At 65.6% G+C, this 16,261-nt stretch carries 12 protein-coding genes and 3 pseudogenes; 5 read left to right on the top strand and 10 right to left on the bottom strand.

Annotated elements, in window-relative coordinates:
• Positions 1–48 precede the first annotated feature (48 nt).
• The gene (locus SSPN_RS0123835; RefSeq protein WP_010309873.1) at positions 49–900 is read left to right on the top strand and encodes an FAD binding domain-containing protein; all 852 of its coding nucleotides are present in this window, start codon (positions 49–51) and stop codon (positions 898–900) included.
• Between the two features lie 476 nt (positions 901–1,376).
• Here the strand turns inward: SSPN_RS0123835 and SSPN_RS45400 are convergent, their stop codons facing one another.
• The 3 genes from SSPN_RS45400 to SSPN_RS0123850 form a co-directional block, all read right to left on the bottom strand.
• Positions 1,377–2,294 (bottom strand): FCD domain-containing protein, encoded by a 918-nt coding sequence (locus tag SSPN_RS45400; RefSeq protein WP_083822079.1) that lies wholly within the window; start codon positions 2,292–2,294, stop codon positions 1,377–1,379.
• Entirely contained in the window at positions 2,192–3,709 is a 1,518-nt protein-coding gene (locus SSPN_RS0123845; protein ID WP_029535666.1) for a sugar ABC transporter ATP-binding protein, read from the bottom strand. The genes SSPN_RS45400 and SSPN_RS0123845 overlap by 103 nt, the downstream gene beginning before the upstream one ends.
• A gap of 61 nt (positions 3,710–3,770) precedes the next feature.
• Positions 3,771–4,802, bottom strand: a complete 1,032-nt coding sequence (locus SSPN_RS0123850; protein ID WP_158309630.1) for a sugar ABC transporter substrate-binding protein — start codon at positions 4,800–4,802, stop codon at positions 3,771–3,773.
• A 1,282-nt stretch (positions 4,803–6,084) separates the two neighbouring features.
• Between SSPN_RS0123850 and SSPN_RS0123860 the strand changes: the two are divergent.
• Positions 6,085–6,441 (top strand): annotated as a pseudogene (locus SSPN_RS0123860) (transposase); the annotation flags it as partial.
• Positions 6,442–6,491: 50 nt separating this feature from the next.
• Here the strand turns inward: SSPN_RS0123860 and SSPN_RS60270 are convergent.
• The 5 genes and pseudogenes from SSPN_RS60270 to SSPN_RS0123880 form a co-directional block, all read right to left on the bottom strand.
• Positions 6,492–6,635, bottom strand: a pseudogene (locus SSPN_RS60270) (electron transfer flavoprotein subunit beta); the annotation flags it as partial.
• On the bottom strand, positions 6,632–7,147 hold the full coding sequence (locus tag SSPN_RS60275) for an MBL fold metallo-hydrolase (RefSeq protein WP_010309888.1): 516 nt from the start codon (positions 7,145–7,147) through the stop codon (positions 6,632–6,634). The pseudogene SSPN_RS60270 and the gene SSPN_RS60275, both read right to left, overlap by 4 nt.
• Positions 7,147–7,739 (bottom strand): annotated as a pseudogene (locus SSPN_RS51815) (zinc-binding dehydrogenase); the annotation flags it as partial. The pseudogene SSPN_RS51815 and the gene SSPN_RS60275, both read right to left, overlap by 1 nt.
• Entirely contained in the window at positions 7,733–9,085 is a 1,353-nt protein-coding gene (locus SSPN_RS0123875) for an aspartate aminotransferase family protein (protein ID WP_010309895.1), read from the bottom strand. The pseudogene SSPN_RS51815 and the gene SSPN_RS0123875, both read right to left, overlap by 7 nt.
• A 12-nt stretch (positions 9,086–9,097) precedes the next feature.
• Entirely contained in the window at positions 9,098–10,603 is a 1,506-nt protein-coding gene (locus tag SSPN_RS0123880; protein WP_010309897.1) for a CoA-acylating methylmalonate-semialdehyde dehydrogenase, read from the bottom strand.
• A gap of 130 nt (positions 10,604–10,733) precedes the next feature.
• On the opposite strand from SSPN_RS0123880, the gene SSPN_RS0123885 reads away from it, so the two are divergent.
• A complete protein-coding gene (locus tag SSPN_RS0123885) occupies positions 10,734–12,323 on the top strand; it encodes a PucR family transcriptional regulator (RefSeq protein ID WP_029535668.1) in 1,590 nt (529 codons plus the stop codon).
• 349 nt (positions 12,324–12,672) lie between these two features.
• Here the strand turns inward: SSPN_RS0123885 and SSPN_RS0123890 are convergent, their stop codons facing one another.
• Both SSPN_RS0123890 and SSPN_RS57000 read right to left on the bottom strand, forming a co-directional pair.
• A complete protein-coding gene (locus SSPN_RS0123890; RefSeq protein WP_010309901.1) occupies positions 12,673–13,728 on the bottom strand; it encodes an MDR family NADP-dependent oxidoreductase in 1,056 nt (351 codons plus the stop codon).
• A gap of 1,230 nt (positions 13,729–14,958) precedes the next feature.
• Entirely contained in the window at positions 14,959–15,105 is a 147-nt protein-coding gene (locus SSPN_RS57000; RefSeq protein WP_237710712.1) for a hypothetical protein, read from the bottom strand.
• A 430-nt stretch (positions 15,106–15,535) separates the two neighbouring features.
• Between SSPN_RS57000 and SSPN_RS0123905 the strand changes: the two genes are divergently transcribed.
• Both SSPN_RS0123905 and SSPN_RS0123910 read left to right on the top strand, forming a co-directional pair.
• Positions 15,536–15,781 carry an eCIS core domain-containing protein gene (locus SSPN_RS0123905; RefSeq protein ID WP_010309908.1) on the top strand — a complete coding sequence of 82 codons (246 nt, stop codon included), beginning with the start codon at positions 15,536–15,538 and terminating at the stop codon, positions 15,779–15,781.
• Positions 15,778–16,209, top strand: coding sequence for a peptidase inhibitor family I36 protein (locus SSPN_RS0123910; protein WP_010309911.1), 432 nt, complete (start codon positions 15,778–15,780; stop codon positions 16,207–16,209). Before SSPN_RS0123905 ends, SSPN_RS0123910 begins: the two co-directional genes overlap by 4 nt.
• Positions 16,210–16,261: the final 52 nt, after the last annotated feature.

Raw genomic sequence — 16,261 nt, forward strand, 5'->3', positions numbered from 1 at the left:
GGCCCACAGTCGTGACACTGGTCAGTCCAACGAGTACCGTCATGAGGCATGAAGCCGTCGCCGTTCCTGTATCGCGCACCGACCACCCTCAAGCGGGCGCTCGATGATCTTGCGGAGTGCGCAGAAGAAGGCGGCAAGGTGCTCGCGGGAGGGCAGAGCCTCATCCCGATGTTGAATTACCGCCTCGTTCGTCCGCCGGTGTTGGTGGACATCGGCAACGTCGCAGAGCTGTCCGAGCGGACCTTCAACGACCCGAGTTTCAGTCTGGGGGCCACGACCACGACTGGCTGGATCGCACGCTCACCTGCGGTGCGCGACGCCTGGCCGTTGTTGTCCGCAGCAGCGAGCTGGGTGGGCCACGTCCAGATCCGTTCGCGGGGCACGATCGGCGGCAGCGTGGTGCACGCAGACCCGTCCGCGGAAATAGCGGCGGCGATGGTCCTGGCGGACGCCCGGATCACGCTGAGGTCCGTTCGCGGTGGCCGTGTCGAGAACGCCGGCGACTTCTTCACCGGCTATCTAAGTACGGCCATCGAGGAGGACGAGATCCTCACCCGGCTGGATTTCGAGGTTCCTAACGCCGGCGGCCGGTGGGGCTTCGAAGAGTTCGCGCCCCGGCACGGCGACTTCGCAGAGGCAGGGGCGGCGTTGACTCTGCCGGCTGAGGGTGCTCAGGAGCGCGGGCGAGCAGTTGCGTTCGGCGTGGCGGACCGGCCGTTCCGGCTGCCCAGCCTCGAGACACTCCTCACCGCGTCCACCGAACGCGTGGCGCGCGGGGCGTTCGATGAGGCGGTTGGCAACGACTTCGACGCGATCGGCACAGTCACCTCCGAGAAGCGAGCAATGGGCGGCCACATGGTGGCGCGTGCGTTAGGCGCTGCCGGGGTCGTCGTCGACTGATACCGGTCGACAGCGAGGAATACGCCCCGCGCCGACGACAGGCGGCGACCACATCAGCGGTGTAGAACTTCGAATCCGCCCGCACGATCCGCATTCCGGCGCATCCGGCTTGGTCGGCGGCGGCCAAGGACTCGGCGACGAACCGGGCTTCGCCCACGCACATCTGCCGCTTTGCCCTCGCACAGCCGCACCGCGGCGATGACCAGCTCACCAAGCCGGGCCCGTTCCGCCAGCCGCACCACCGGCACCAGCCCGGCATCCGCAACCAGATTCGGATCATCAAACACCGCGCCCAGCCGCGCCGGACTATGAGAAGACCGCACTCCAGAGTGCCCTCTCACTAGGACGGATGGATCATTCAGCGAGATCAATCGTCCCAGCTCAAGAGGGCATCTCGCCTTCTCACCACCGAACCGGTACCCAAAACCACCGGTGGATCGAACCCAAATGCGGCCGGATCAACCTGATGGGACTCTTCAGTGCGCTTCGCTGGCCGATGCCGGGCACCCGGTGCCGGAACTACGGACCTGATCTTCGACCCGGGCGAGGTGGAGAAGCATCGCCGCCTTGGCACGTTCCGGATCGCCCTCGCGGATTGCCTTCCCAATGGCTCGGTGCTCGATCTGCGACTGCTCACGATTGACCGTGTTCGCCGCGGTCACCTCGAGGACCGTGAACTCCAGGTCTCGAATGCCCCTGATGATGCTGAGGAGCAGTGGATTCCCGGTCTGCCGGACGATCCATTCATGGAAGGCCAGATCGTTCTCCGGGAACGTGTCCTCATCGGGCTCGTCGAGGGCCTTGAGCAACTCGTCCATCTCGACCAGGTTGTCTTCCTTGACCGTGCTGGCTGCCTCCGCAGCCGCCGCTGGCTCGAGGAACCGCCTGACCTGGAAGAGGTCGAGGTACGACCCGTGGACCAGCCGGAACGCGTAGCTCAGCGGAGCGAGCAGGAGCTCCGGGGTCAGATCCGTGACGTAGGTTCCAGCGCCGCGACGGGACTCGACGATGTTCACGGCTTCGAGGCTCCGCAGGGCTTCGCGCACCAGCGGGCGGGAGACCCCGAGGCGGATCGCGAGCTCCCGTTCGGCGGGGAGGGCTGCTCCGGGAAGCAGTTCGCCCGCCACGATCATCGACACGACATGATCACGAACATCGTGGAGTGGGCCTGCCATAGGCCGGAGCATACCGAGGCGTGGACGCGGCGATGCGGCGGGCGGCCGGCGACCGCTCGTGGCAACAACCCGTGGAGTTGCCCGGTAGCCACCCCCGGCCAGATCACCGCCATCACTCATCTGGCACCCGCCAGGGGCCGTGTCGCGTGACCCATGATTTCCCGCTCGGTCGTCGGGCCGGGGATCTCCTTTGCTATCGCGCCGGACCGGAACACGCATACCCGGTCACTCAACCCGCAGACCTCCTGCATGTCCGAGCTCACCAAGAGCACCGCAACGCCCTGAGAAGCGATCTCGCGCAGAAGTTGGTAGATCTGTGCCCGGCTCCCTACATCGACGCCCGCAGTGGGCTCGATAAGCACCAGCACGCGGGGAGACAACGAGACTGCTTTGGCGAGGACGATCTTCTGCTGGTTCCCCCCGCTCAGGGAACCAGCAGAGAGTTCCGGGCGTCGCGGGTCGACCGTGAACCGATCGATCGCCCGCACCGCGTTGGCCTTCGTCCGGCGGCGCGACATCCACCGCAGCCGGCGCCCGGTGCGGGAGGCAATCTGTGCCCGGCTCGAGTAGGTCAGCGCCAAGTTCTCGGCGATGCTCAGGCCGGCGATCAGCGCTTCTGACCGGTCAGCCGGAACTAGTGCGATGCCGTGCCGCATCCCATCGAGTGCGGTGCGAGGCAAGGCGTTGGATCCATCTACGGACACCGCGCCCGCTTCTGCCCGACGGCTGCCGCACAGGGCTTCCGCGACAGGAACCATTCCGGCGTCCACCAGGCCGGTGAGGCCGACAACCTCACCGCCGTTGACGATGAAGCTGACGGGCGGCTGCCCCGTGACTCTCAGACCCTCGACCTGGAGAACGGGCACCTCGGTCGGGTTGACCACACGGGGCGGGTACAACTGCTGGACGGGCCGATCCAGCATTGCCTCGATCATGGCGTCGACGGTCAACTCGTCCTTTGCCATCTCGCGAACGATCCGGCCGTCACGAAGGATGGTCGCACGGTCGCAGAGCGCGGTGATCTCGTCGAGACGGTGGCTGATATAGACCAGCCCGACGCCGTCGCCGCGGAGCCGATCGAGCTTCTCAAACAGGTTGTCCCGATCAGCAGGAGTCAGTGCCGCAGTCGGCTCATCCAGGACGAGAACCTTGGCCTCGGCAGTCAGCGCCCGCGCGATCTGGACTAGCTGTGCCTGCGGCAAGGAGAGCTGCGAGATCTTCGTGAACGGATCGACACGAAGTCCCACCGATGCCACAGCCTGCTCGACAACCTGAGCGGCCTCGCGCCTGCTGAGGAAGCCGAAGTGCCTGGCGCGTTCGCCGGCTTCGGTTCGTCCCAGCAGGAAGTTGTCGACGATGCTCAGACCTCGGACCAGGGCCAGGTGCTGATGGATGGCATGGACGCCCAGGCGCTCGGCATGGAGCGGCGACTGGAACGAAACCGGCTCGCCGTCGATCAGAACTTTCCCGTGGTCCGGGGAGTGAACCCCCGTCAGGATCTTCACGAGCGTCGACTTGCCGGCGCCATTCTCACCCAGCAGCGCGTGGACTTCTCCGGAGGCGACCGTTAGGTCAGCATCCCGCAACGCGTAGACACCGCCGTAGCTCTTGGCGACCTGTTTGGCGGCCAGCACTGTCCGGCTCACTGACGTCGGTTCGGTAGCGTGGATCATCATTGAAACTCCCGTCGCGTAGTCAGCAGCGGCCGGCCACTGCGTCATTCACGCGCTTGGCAAGGGCATCGTCGACATTGAACGGTTTTCCGTTGACGTCAACAGACTTGGCGCCGCCCGAGATCTCTTTGACCTGGTCGGTGGTGAGCAGGGTGATCGGTGGCTCGACCTTCTCCGGGATGCCTTGCCCGTCGAGGCGGGCAACGACCGAGTTGATGAACTCCGAACCGACGTGGTCCAGAAAAAGAATCCCGCTGGCGACGAACGTGCCTTGGTAGGTGGCCCGGAGGCCGATGCAGGTCCCGTTGTAGCCGATGACGGGTACCTTTCCCTTCAGGTTGCGGGTCTCGAGCGCCGAGATCGCACCGAACGCCATCTCGTCGTTGTCGGCGAACACCGCGTCTATTTCGGGGTGGGCTGTCAGGATGTCCGTCATCACGCGCAGAGCTTTGTCGCGCGCCCAGTCTGCTGGCTGGCGGGCGACGATAGTCGCCCCCGGGTTGGCTGCAGCCAGCCCCTGCTCGAACCCATTCGCGCGCTCGATGCCGGGCGTGTCAGCAGGGGCACCCTCGAGAACGGCGACTTTCGCCGCACCGTTCAGGTGGTGGCCGAGCCAGGTGCCCGCAACCTTGCCGCCTTCCGTCTCGTCTCCGATGATGGAGGTCACGACCAAGCCACGGTTTTGCGCGCCCTCGATCTCCGACTGCAGGATGAAAACCGGGATACCTGCGGCCTTCGCCTGCGTCAAGATCGGCATGATCTGCTGTTTGTCCCACGGTTCGATGCCAAGTGCCTTAACGCCTCGGCCGATCATCGCCTGCAGCTTGGTGACCATGTCCTGCATGTCCCGGCTGTCTTGAGAGAGCAGCTCGATGTTTCCTTTTGCGGCTGCCGCGGCCTCGGCTGCCTCCGACATGTCCTTGATGGCCGGGTTGTCCCAAGCCTGGGTCACCAGCCCAACCTTGATCTTGTGGCCGCTGTCCGTCCCCGCCCCCGCACATCCGGCCAGAAGCAAGACAGTCGCTGCGCCACACGCGATGAGCACCTTGCGCACCACTTTCACCTCCGGTTCCGAAGACCGCACAGCGGTCTCGCCTCCTCGCTTGGGGACGAAGTATGAACGACCGAGGTCAGAGCGGTCAACAGACTTGTCATACCAATTATTGTCAAGAACAGCCAGTTTTGGGTAGATCGGCCGGACATGCCGTCGACTCAGCGAAACTGGTAATACCGATTCTGGGGCAGCGCGGTCGATACGCAGAGCTACGACACAGCGTTCAAGCTCGACTCGATGGAGCCTGGAGCGGTCAGCACCCTGTGCCGCTCGAATACTCATCGCCGCAGGCCCTTGGCCTGTAGATCACTGGCCGCGCGCCTGGGAACATGCCGGGATGTTCATGTCGCTGCCGTACAAGGTCACCCGGCAACGCCTCACCGTCCCGGCCGCGCCCCTGCGCCGCGAGACTTCGAAGGAAGCAAAACTGCAGTGCTGTGGCAAGACAATGCGGAGCTGCGCAGCCAACTCCAGGTCCGTGTCCGCTACGAGCCAGCCGACCGGCTCCGGCTCACTGCACTGTCGTCCCTGCCACCCCGGGCCCCGCTAGGCACAGGTCTTCCCCGACTGGCAGCGGCGATGGGAGTGGAGTGATAGGTGAGGGGCACCCTTAAGTGGTTTACCCGCCCAAGGGTGCCCCTCACCTGGTTCCCTCGGACTCCATCGGCTGGTCCCAGGTGCTTGAGGTCGCCGATCGGACCGAGCGGGCACGACAGGCAGGCAGCCACGGCGTGGTCATCAGGCCGCGCGCCCGCACGGCGGGCCGAACCATCTAAACGTTCGCACGAATCGTGGCGCGCCGATTTAGACGCATGACGTATTCTCCAGGCGGTGATTTAGGCCATAGCCTGCCTCCGTGTAGGGCTAGTAAGACCAGTCGCACAACCGCAGTCGAGTGGTGCAACTCCCCGGGCGTCAGTGAACGAGCCTGAACGGACCAGAGGTCAAGGCAGCAGCATTCACGGATGTCCGATCACGCAGTTCCCATGAGTTCGATCTGTGGTCGTAATGCGGCCGCCTCCGGCGAGGACCGCTAGTCGATCCACGACCAACGGCTCCTCACCGTCGAGCGGAGGTTTGGAAGATGACATCCGACTTGTCCCCCACCTCGGAGCGAACGCGTCCTCCCATGCATTTCCCACCCGACGAGGACCGGATCGTCGGTGGTAGATCCGCGATCCCGGCGACCGAGCAGCAACTGCGCCGCTAGCTGGCCGCGACCTACCGACTCGTGACTCTGTACGGCATGACGGACCTGATCTACACCCACATCTCGATGCAGATCCAGGCGATCGACCGCGCGGCCCCGATCCTGCCGATGATGCCCACCACCCCGGAGCGCGCCACCCACGACTACATCCGGCACGGCACCACCAGTTTGTTCGCCGCGTTCGACATGGCCAGCAGTTCCGTCATCGCCCAGCACTTCCGGCGGCACCGGCACCAGGAATTCCTGCGCTCCCTCGAACTGATCGACGACGCGGTGCCGAAAAGCCTTGATCTGCAACTGGTTCTGGACAACTACGCAACCGGCAAGCCCCCCAAGGTCAAGGAATGACTGCTGCGGCATCCCCGGTTCCACCTGCACTTCACCCCGACCTCGTCGAGTTGGCTGAACCTCGTGGAACGCGCCTTGCGCACCGCATCCTTGGCCGCCTCCGGGCCGACGGTCAGCACGGTGACCTGCGAGTCACCCGCAGCCTCCCCGATCCGCAGCGCCTGCTCGACGGCGTACTCATCCAACTCGGGAAGCAGAGCGTCCACCGACTCGCGGCCGGTCGTTAGGTCATCGATGAACCGCCGCTTCCCCATCGCATCGGGAACGTACTTCATGCACACCACAATCTTGCTTCATGCACACCACAATCTTGAGGTTCATCGCAAGTTCCTTTGTCGGGATTTCTCGTTCGTTCCGCTTCCCGCTGACAAGGACGGGTTGAGCGCGCCGTGGCGGGCTCGAGAGTGTCGGTCCATTCAGGTCGGCGGACACCGATCGCCGTTCCGAAATCGGCTTGTCCCAAAGGACCTTCTCGGCCGGGTTCAGCAGGATCGGCGCGGAGAACTTCTCGGACCTTCTCGGCCGGGTTCAGCAGGATCGGCGCGGAGAACTTCTCGGCCTGGGCCGGTGCCTGGTTGACGTGGTCGTCGTGCGCGTGGGTGCACACGATCGCCTTAACCCGGCGATCCCGCACAGCTTCCGCGATCACGTCGGCGTCGTGCGCTGCGTCGATCACCAAGACTTCGTGTTCGTCGCCGACGATCCAGACATTGTTGTCGACGTCGAAGCTGCCACCGTCGAGATTGAACGTGCCAGAGGTGACGACGTGGTCGACCGGGGACGCCATCAGAAAACCACCACCGAACGCAGCACCTCGCCGCGGTGCATCTTCTCGAAGCCTGCTCGGCCTGGCCCAGGGCGATCTCTTCGGTCACGAACTTCTCCAGCGGCAACCATTCCTGCAGGAAAAGGCCGATGTAGAGCGGGAAGTCGCGGCTGGGCAGACAGTCGCCGTACCAGGACGACTTCAGCGCCCCACCCCGGCCGAAGTACTCGATCAGCGGGATCTCCGGGGCCATCAGCTCCGGTGTTGGAACGCCCACCAGCACCACAGTCCCGGGCAAGTCGCGAGCGAAGAATGCTTGCGTGTAGGTCTCCGGACGCCCCACCGCCTCCACGGCGACGTCCGCACCGTGGCCGCCTGTGACGCTGCGGATGAACTCCACCGGGTCGGGCTCGGTGGCGTTTACGGTGTGGGTGGCACCGAACTCCGCAGCCCACTTCAGCTTCCGCGGATCGGTGGCCACCGCAACGATCGTGGTCGCCCCGGCCAACCTCGCCCCAGCGATCACGGCATCACCCACACCGCCGCAACCGATCGCACAGCCGGAACGGCCCGGGTGGGCCGTTCCGGCTGTGCGGACGCGGTGGGTCAGCCCTTGTTCGCTTCGTCGACGAGGTCGTCGACTCGACTCAGGACCTTGTCGAGGATGTCCAGCCCTTCCTGCGCCTCCTGCGGGGAAACGGTGCAGGGCGGCACGACGTGGATGCGGTTGGAGTTGGTGAACGGCAGCAGACCGAGGGACTTCGCCGTCCGCACGGCCTCGGCCATGATCGGGCTGCCGCCGCCGGTCGGTGCGACGGGTGCGCGGGTGTCGCGGTCGGTGACCAGCTCGATCGCCCAGAAGACGCCGAGACCGCGCACCTCCCCCACGCTGGGGTGTCGTTCGGCGAGCTGCGCCAGCCCCGGCGCGATGACCTCCTGACCGATTCCGAGGGCGTTCTCGACGACCACGTCGTGATCCATCACGGTGATCGCGGCTACGGCCGCAGCGCAGGCCAGCGGGTGCCCGGAGTAGGTCAGACCGCCCGGGTAGGGGCGCTGCGCGAAGTGCTCGGCGATGCGGTCCCCGATTAGCACCCCACCGAGCGGGACGTAGCCGGAGTTGACGCCCTTGGCGAAGGTCAGCAGGTCGGGCACGACGCCCTCGGTCGCGGAGTGGAACCAGGCGCCGGTGCGGCCGAATCCGGTCATCACCTCGTCGATGATCAGGACGATGCCGTACCGGTCACACAGCTCGCGCACCCCGGCGAGGTAACCCGGCGGCGGAACCATGATCCCGGCAGTACCCGGGATCGCCTCGAGCAACACCGCCGCGACAGTCTGCGGCCCCTCCAGCTCGATGACCTGCTCCAAGTGCGCCAGCGCCCGCTCGCACTCCTCGGCCTCGGTCCGGGCGTGGAAGTGGCTGCGGTACAGGTACGGGCCGAAGAAGTGGACCACGCCGGCGTTGCCGGCGTCGTTCGGGAAGCGCCGGGGATCGCCGGTCAGGTTGATCGCGGTCTGCGTTCCGCCGTGGTACGAGCGGTACCGGCTCAGGACCTTCGGGCGTCCCGTGACCAAGCGTGCCATGCGCACCGCGTGCTCGTTGGCATCAGCTCCACCGTTGGTGAAGAACACGCGGTCGAGGTCCCCCGGAGCCCGTTCGACGATTAACCGGGCGGCCTCGGAACGCACGTCGTTGGCGTGCTGCGGGGCGATCGTGGTCAGCCTGCGGGCCTGTTCGACGATCGCTTCCACGACGTCGGGGTACTGGTGGCCGATGTTGGTGTTCACCAGCTGCGAGGAGAAGTCGAGCAGCCGGTTGCCCTCGCCGTCCCAGACGTAGGACCCTGCCGCGCGGGTGATGACCAGGGGATCCAGGCCCGCCTGCGCCGACCAGGAGTGGAACACGTGGCGGCGGTCCAGCTCGTAGGTCCGGGCCGCATCGTCGATAAGAGCCATCAGGAGATCTCCTTACGCCGTCTGCGGGAAGCCGAGGTTGAGGCCACCGTGACTGGGGTTGAGCCAGCGGGAGGTGACGACCTTGCCGCGGGTGAAGAAGTGCACTCCCTCGGTGCCGTGCGCGTGGGTGTCGCCGAACAGCGAGCTCTTCCAGCCGCCGAAGCTGTAGTAGGCCATCGGGACGGGGATCGGCACGTTGATGCCGACCATGCCGACCTCCACCTCGTTGTGGAAGCGCCGCGCCGCACCACCGTCGTTGGTGAAGATCGCCGTGCCGTTGCCGTACGGGTTGGAGTTGATCAGCCGCAGCGCCTCGTCGTAGGACTCGACGCGCACCACCGACAACACCGGGCCGAAGATCTCGTCGGTGTAGCAGCTCATGTCCGGGGTGACGTTGTCGAGAAGCGTCGGACCGAGCCAGAACCCGTTCGCCCCGCCGTCGGCGCGCACCTGCCGGCCGTCGACGACGATCGCCGCGCCGTCCCGCTCGGCCGCGTCGACGTAGGAGGCGACCTTGTCCCGGTGGGCCTTGGTGACCAGTGGCCCCATGTCGCAACTGCGGGTGCCGTCCCCGGTCCTGACCGACCGCGCGCGCTCGGCGATCTTGGCCACCAGCTCGTCGGCGATCCGACCGACCACCACGACGGCGGAGATGGCCATGCAGCGCTCCCCGGCGGAGCCGAACCCCGCATTCACCATCGCATCGGCGGCCAGATCGAGATCGGCATCGGGCAGGATGACCGCGTGGTTCTTCGCCCCACCGAGGGCCTGCACGCGCTTGCCGTTCGCGGTACCCGTGGCGTACACGTAGCGGGCGATCGGCGTGGAGCCGACGAAGCTGATCGCCTTCACCGCCTCGTGCGCGAGGAGTTCGTCCACGGCGAGCTTGTCGCCCTGCAGCACATTGAAAACCCCGTCGGGGAGACCTGCCTCGGCCCACAGCTCCGCCAGCCACAACGCGGCCGACGGGTCCTTCTCGCTCGGTTTCAACACCACCGTGTTGCCCGCGGCGATCGCGATCGGGAAGAACCACATCGGAACCATCGCCGGGAAGTTGAACGGCGAGATGATACCCACCACCCCGAGCGGCGGGTTCACGGAGAACGAATCCACCTCGGTGGAGGCGTTCTCCGTGAACCCGCCCTTGACCAGGTGCGGCATCCCGCAGGCGAACTCCACGACCTCCTGACCGCGAGTGACCTCGCCCAGCGCGTCGGAGACGACCTTGCCGTGCTCGCTGGTGATGATCGCGGCCAGCTCGTCCTTGCGCTCGTTGAGCAACTCGCGGAACCGGAAGACGATCGCGGTCCGCTTCGCCAACGAGGTGTCGCGCCAGGCCGGGAAGGCGGCCTCCGCCGCTTCGATCACCGTCCGCGCGTCCTCGGCGTTGGCCAGCGCCACCTCCCGCGTTACCTCACCCGTCGCGGGGTTGGTCACCGGAGCCGTTGCTCCGCTCGAACCGTCGAACGGCTTGTTGTTCACCCAATGCACGATCTGTGACTGACCGGTGTTCGCCACTGACTTCTTCCTTCGCTCGACAACTCAGGATGTGGATCGCCGGGGCCGCGACCTCGGCACCTCATGACGTTGCCAGCCGCACTGCCGACATGATGGAAAGAATCAGCCATATTGCCTTACACTTCGTCAGGTGATCCTGACTGTTCGCGACGTGCTCGCCCTGCCCGTCGTCGCGGCCGGTCACCCGCGCGTCGTCGCAGGCCACACCCTGCTCGCCCGCCCGGTGCGCTGGGTGCACATCAGCGAGTCCACCGACCTGACCGACCTACTGGAAGGCGGCGAGCTGGTGCTCAGCACCGGGCTGCCCCTCACCGGCGCACCCGAAGCGGTGTCGGGCTACCTCGCCATGCTCGGCGCGCAGCAGGTCGCCGGGCTCGTCGTCGAGCTGGGCACGCACCTGCACAAGGTGCCCGACGGGCTCGAAGCCGTGGCCGAGGCCGCCGGTGTGCCGGTCGTCGTGCTGGACACCGAGATCCGCTACGTCGAGGTCACCGAGCAGGTCCACCGCCGGATCGTGGCCGAGCAGTACGACGAGGTGGAGTTCGCCCGCACCACGCACGAGGTCTTCACCTCGCTCAACATCGCGCGGGCTTCCAGCACCGACATCGTCACCCGGGCGTCGCAGATCCTCGACGCCCCGCTCGTGCTGGAAGACCTGAGCCGCCACGTGCTGGCCCATTGCGCTGCGGGCACCAAGACCGCGCAGCTGCTGGAGAACTGGGCGGAACGCTCGCGGCTGCACGATTTCCCCGGCACCGGTACGACGTCCGGGTGGTCGACGGTGTCGGTCGGTGTCGGGACCGAACGGTGGGGGCGCCTCGTGCTCCCAGTCGAGGTGCCCGACGCAACGCGCGCGAAGATGGTACTCGAACGCGCAGCGCAGTCCCTGCAGCTGCACCGGATGCTCCAGCAGGAGCGCGATGCCCTCGTCGTGCACGCCCTCGGTGGCCTGTTCGACGACATGCTCAACGGCCGGATCGGCGACGAAACCGAAGCCCTCGTCCGCGCCAGCGCACTCGGGCTGCGGATGAACCACAACTACGTGCCGGTCGTGGTCCGGATCCCGCAACGCCCGAACGCGCATCCCCTCACCCAAGGCGAGATCGACCGCCGCCTGCTCACCGCCCTCCGCCAGGCGGTCGCCGAGACCGGCCACACCGCGATCGTCTCCATCCGCCGCGAAGGCACCGTCTCGGCGGTGATGTCCTGCACCGACCCTGACGACGCGCTCCGCGCGGTGTGCACCGGCCTGGGAACACGACTGTCTAAACGAGACGGAACCGAATCCTGGGTCGCAGGAACGGCACCCAGCAGCCCGAGCCTGCTCGCCGCGGCGCGGGAGATCACCGAAGCCGAACACGTCGCCGACGTCGGCGTCACCATGCCGGCAGCCAACCGCCTCTACCGTTCCACCGACGTGCGGCTGCGCGGCCTGATCGCCCTGCTCCGCCACGACCACCGCGTCCAGGCCTTCGCCGAAACCGAACTCGGCCGTCTGCTCGAACACGACGCCCGCAACAACGACGACCTCCTCGGCCTCCTGCGGACCTACCTCGACAACAGCGGCTCCAAAACCGAAACCGCGCGGGACACCGGGCTCAGCCGCCCAACCCTCTACGCTCGCCTGCAAACCATCGAACGAATCCTCGGCATCCTGCTGGACACAGCCGAGTCACGCACCTCCCTGCACACCGCCCTGATGATCGTCGACAGCTCTTAACCCTAAGCAGCCGTTTGGTGCACGCCCTGAAGGCACCGGACCGCAGGCCCTCGGGTGGGATGCGGTCAACGAACTGTGGCGCAACGCCGCGAGGCTCTCACGGTGTGCTGTCGAAGATCGCCGACGGGGCGTCCGATGCCGACCAGCGTGCCGGGATCCGGTCCGTCTCGAAGCAGCGATTGCCCCGAACTTGGTATCGGAGGCAAGCAATACCCAGTGGCCGGTTTCACGTTGGGTTTCCCGGCGGAAGGCATCAGTGAACGGCAAACCGAGGAAGTAGTGCTGTGCGAACCACCAGATGACCTACGGCCTGAACTCGCTCAAGGTGACAAGGCGTGCAGGAATGGCATCACACCCGCACGAGCACCTTCCCGCGATTGGCCTCGCACCCCAGGTAGAGGCTGCGGTAAGCCGCCGGAATGGCATCGAAGCCATCGTAGATGGTCTGGTCGTAGGTGATCTCACCGCGCCGAACCATGCCGCCGAGGTCTTCCTCCAGCGCCTTCCAGTTGTCGTCGGTGAACCACTCCAGAGCGTAGATTCCGCGGATGGTGGTGCGCGGGTACATGATCTCGGGCAGCAGGCGCGGACCGGTGTCCTCCTCCCCGACCTGACTCTCCCACTGCCAGCACACCGCCACCTGGCTGTGCACGTTGAGCATCCGGAACACCACGTCGGTGATGGTGCCGCCCATGTTGTCGAAGTACTTGTCCACGCCGTCCGGCGCGGCCTTCTCGAGTGCGTCGCGCACCGCGTCAGCGGTGTCGCCGTGCCGGTAGTGGATCACCTCGTCGAAACCGAGACCAGTCAGGTACTCCGCCTTCCCGGCGGAACCGGTGGTCCCGACGACCCGGGCGCCCGCCCGCTTGGACAGTTGGCCGACCAGGGTGCCGATCGCGCCGGAAGCAGCGCTGATCACCACCGTGTCACCGGGACGGACCGTCAGGAACTTGGTCATCGTGCCCCACGCGGTCAAGCCCGTACCGCCCATGACGCCCAAGGCCGTCGGAAGCGGAAGTACATCGTCGAAGTGCTGCGGGTTCAGCTTGCGGAAGGCCGGGAAGACCATCGGGAACGGACCGACGTCCCAAGGCATCTCGGCACCAGTGCTCACCAAGTGGGTGCGCCAGCCGCCCCAGCCTTGCACGAAGTCCCCGACCGCGAACGCCGCTCGCGGCCCGGCCTCGATCACCTCCATGATCGAGTCGCCTCCCGCGTGCATGCCCAGCGGAGTAGCCAGGGTGATGCCGTGCAGGAAGAGGTCGACGGAGACGTACCTTGTCCGGAGCAGCATCTCGTCGTCGGCGAGGTCGACGTCGAGGTCCTCGACCACCTTCTGGTACATCCGGTCGACATCGGGCACGCCACCGACGTTCTCCCGCACGATCCACTTCTCGACCTTCACTGCACGCTCCTCGTTTCATCGTGGAATATTCGAATCCCGCAGCCCGCTCCGCACCCGGCCCCACCAGGATGTGCCATTGCGCTGGGGCCGGGTCCGGAGCGGGTCGAAGCCGTTCCTGCCACCGCATAGGTGAACGGCGTCGGCACGACTGGTTCAGAAGGATACGCGGAGATCCGTATCTGATGTGGAGAACAGGCCGAACTGGGGGGTAGTCCGCTGACCTGAGTCGCGCGACGATGAAACGGTGGACGATCACTGCAGTCAGGAGCGGTCGACCTCCCTGGACAGATCGTTGCTTTCGGCTCCAGGACACCGACCGTAGGTGGCGGGACCAATTCGGGCCACTGGAGATCACGTAATGCACCCGCCCGGGCAATGCGCAGCGTTGCCCAGCGAAAAGCACACGACAATCCGAAAGTCCGGTCCGCGTCAATTTTCGTCCAGGGCTCTTCGCACCCAACCTCGATCCGGCGACTGGCGGTGCCGGACGCCGCGAACGGCCTACCCGAGACCGAAGCCAACGAAATGCAGGCAGCCGCGCTGGACCTCATCAAGCTCGCGACGAACAGTTGGCACGCATATGCGACAGTGACCACCGTCCAGCTAGGACCTCCCGATCTGATCGCCGACCGGGCCCTGAGTCCGGGCACGGCCTGGTAAGCACCATCCGCTGACCCTTTTAGCTTTGTCCGGCAGCAGTGACCGCACGTTTTCTCCGTCCGAAGCTCCGGAAAACTGTAGTATCGCCGGGCTCCCCCGTCCTGTGGCGGTTGCTTCGCGTAGAGGCGTGCCAGACCTTCGAGAAAGACGAAGAGCTGCTTTCCGGCTCTAGAACCCTCAATCTGCTCACGGTGCCGCACCCATCGGTAGTACAAGTCCAGGTCATCGAGAGGCCGTCGGTGAGCCGTTCAAGATCCATCAGCGGCATGTCCAAGCTCCGAAGTCAAAGGGTCGATAAGCGGCGTGCTTGACTCCGAAGAACGAACTATAACCACGAAAAGAGGGTCTTCACAGTCTCTGACCTGCGAAGACCCTCTTCACCGTCGGGCTGACAGGATTTGAACCTGCGACCCCTTGACCTCCCGACATGTCCTATATAGACACTCACTTACGAAAACCGAGAAACCGCAGTACAAAATGCGTCGATTCAAATCAGTTCCTCGCCGTCCCTTGCGATCCCGCAGTCGAAGATGCCCCTGGTGATCTCCCAGGGGCAACGCCCCCAGTCCTCTACCGGGCGCGTTGCCCGCATTCTCGAAAGACCACGAACGGCACACGCTCAATCCGGCCGTCGTTGATGTAGGCAGATATGACGATTCCGATGTCCAACACGTTGGCGCCGCCGCTGGCGAGCGTGTACTTGACGACTTTCGTCATGCTGTTGCTGCTCACCTCGACGTAGGACACACAGACCGGCCCCTTCTTGGCGGCAGTTCCTTGGTGCCTGTCGTGGCGCCTCCGGCGGATGCGTTGCTCCGCATGGTCATCCGTTCCTCCGAAGGGACTGGAACTTCGCGATTAATACGTGGCGGTTCCACGTGAGGTTCGCCCACCACCGAAGGCCCTGCTGACCCCTGCCGGGGACGTTGCTTCTCTCCAGCACGAAGTGACCACACGTCGGGCAGTCACAGCGCAGCCCTGGTAGCAGGCCCGCACCGCAACTGTCCACAGTGTCCAGTCTGCATCATCGAGTGAACCCGGCCACCTTCTCCGGTGGTTGTCCTCTGCGACAGCGGCGCCCCAGATGCGTCGCTGTCAGGCTTGATGCGGAAATCGAGGCGGAACCGGTTTCCAGAAGGGTAAGAGCGTGCATGGTGAGGTCGCGACAGCCTGGATCCTGGAGGGCACGGCGGGCGGGGTGCCTCTGGAGGCCGCCGTCCAGGCTGAGATGGAGCGGTTGTTCGCGGCCGATTTCTCCGGGATCCGGGTGTGCCATGACGCCGAGGCGGATCTTGCGGCCCGCCGCGCCGGGGCGGCTCGACCACCGTCGACGTCGTGTTCGTCTCCACCGCAGCCTGAGCAGATCCAGATATCCCAATGGGAGGAATCATGAGGGAACGTAAGGTGTTCGCAGTCGCGGCGATGTTGTTCGGTCTCGCCGCCGCGACCGCGCCGGCGGCGGCCAGTGAGCAGTCCGGCGCGCAGGCGACCGACACCGGAACGCGTGTGGTCCGGGTCATCACGGGGCAGGGCAAGGACAAATGTCCGGCGGACAAGCTGTGCCTCTACGAGCTCGCTGCGTTCAACATGGCGAAACCCGGGCGAATCCTCGTTACCGACGAGGACATCAACGATCTAAGCAAGTACAACTTCGACAAGCAGACCACATCCCTGTTCAACAACCGGGATCGCCAAGTGCGGGTTTGCAATTCGTTCTACTGCGACGGTGACACTATGGACATACCCAAGGACTACAGCGTCGACTGGGCGGGTACGCCGTTCGACAAGTGGATCTCGGCGCTGCGGTTCTTCCCCAAGTAAGCCCGTTCTCAGATATACCGGGGTATCGGTGCCCGTCCGGGCGCCGATACCC

Origin of the sequence: Saccharopolyspora spinosa NRRL 18395 (assembly GCF_000194155.1) — a bacterium.
GTDB classification, from domain to species: Bacteria; Actinomycetota; Actinomycetes; order Mycobacteriales; family Pseudonocardiaceae; genus Saccharopolyspora; species Saccharopolyspora spinosa.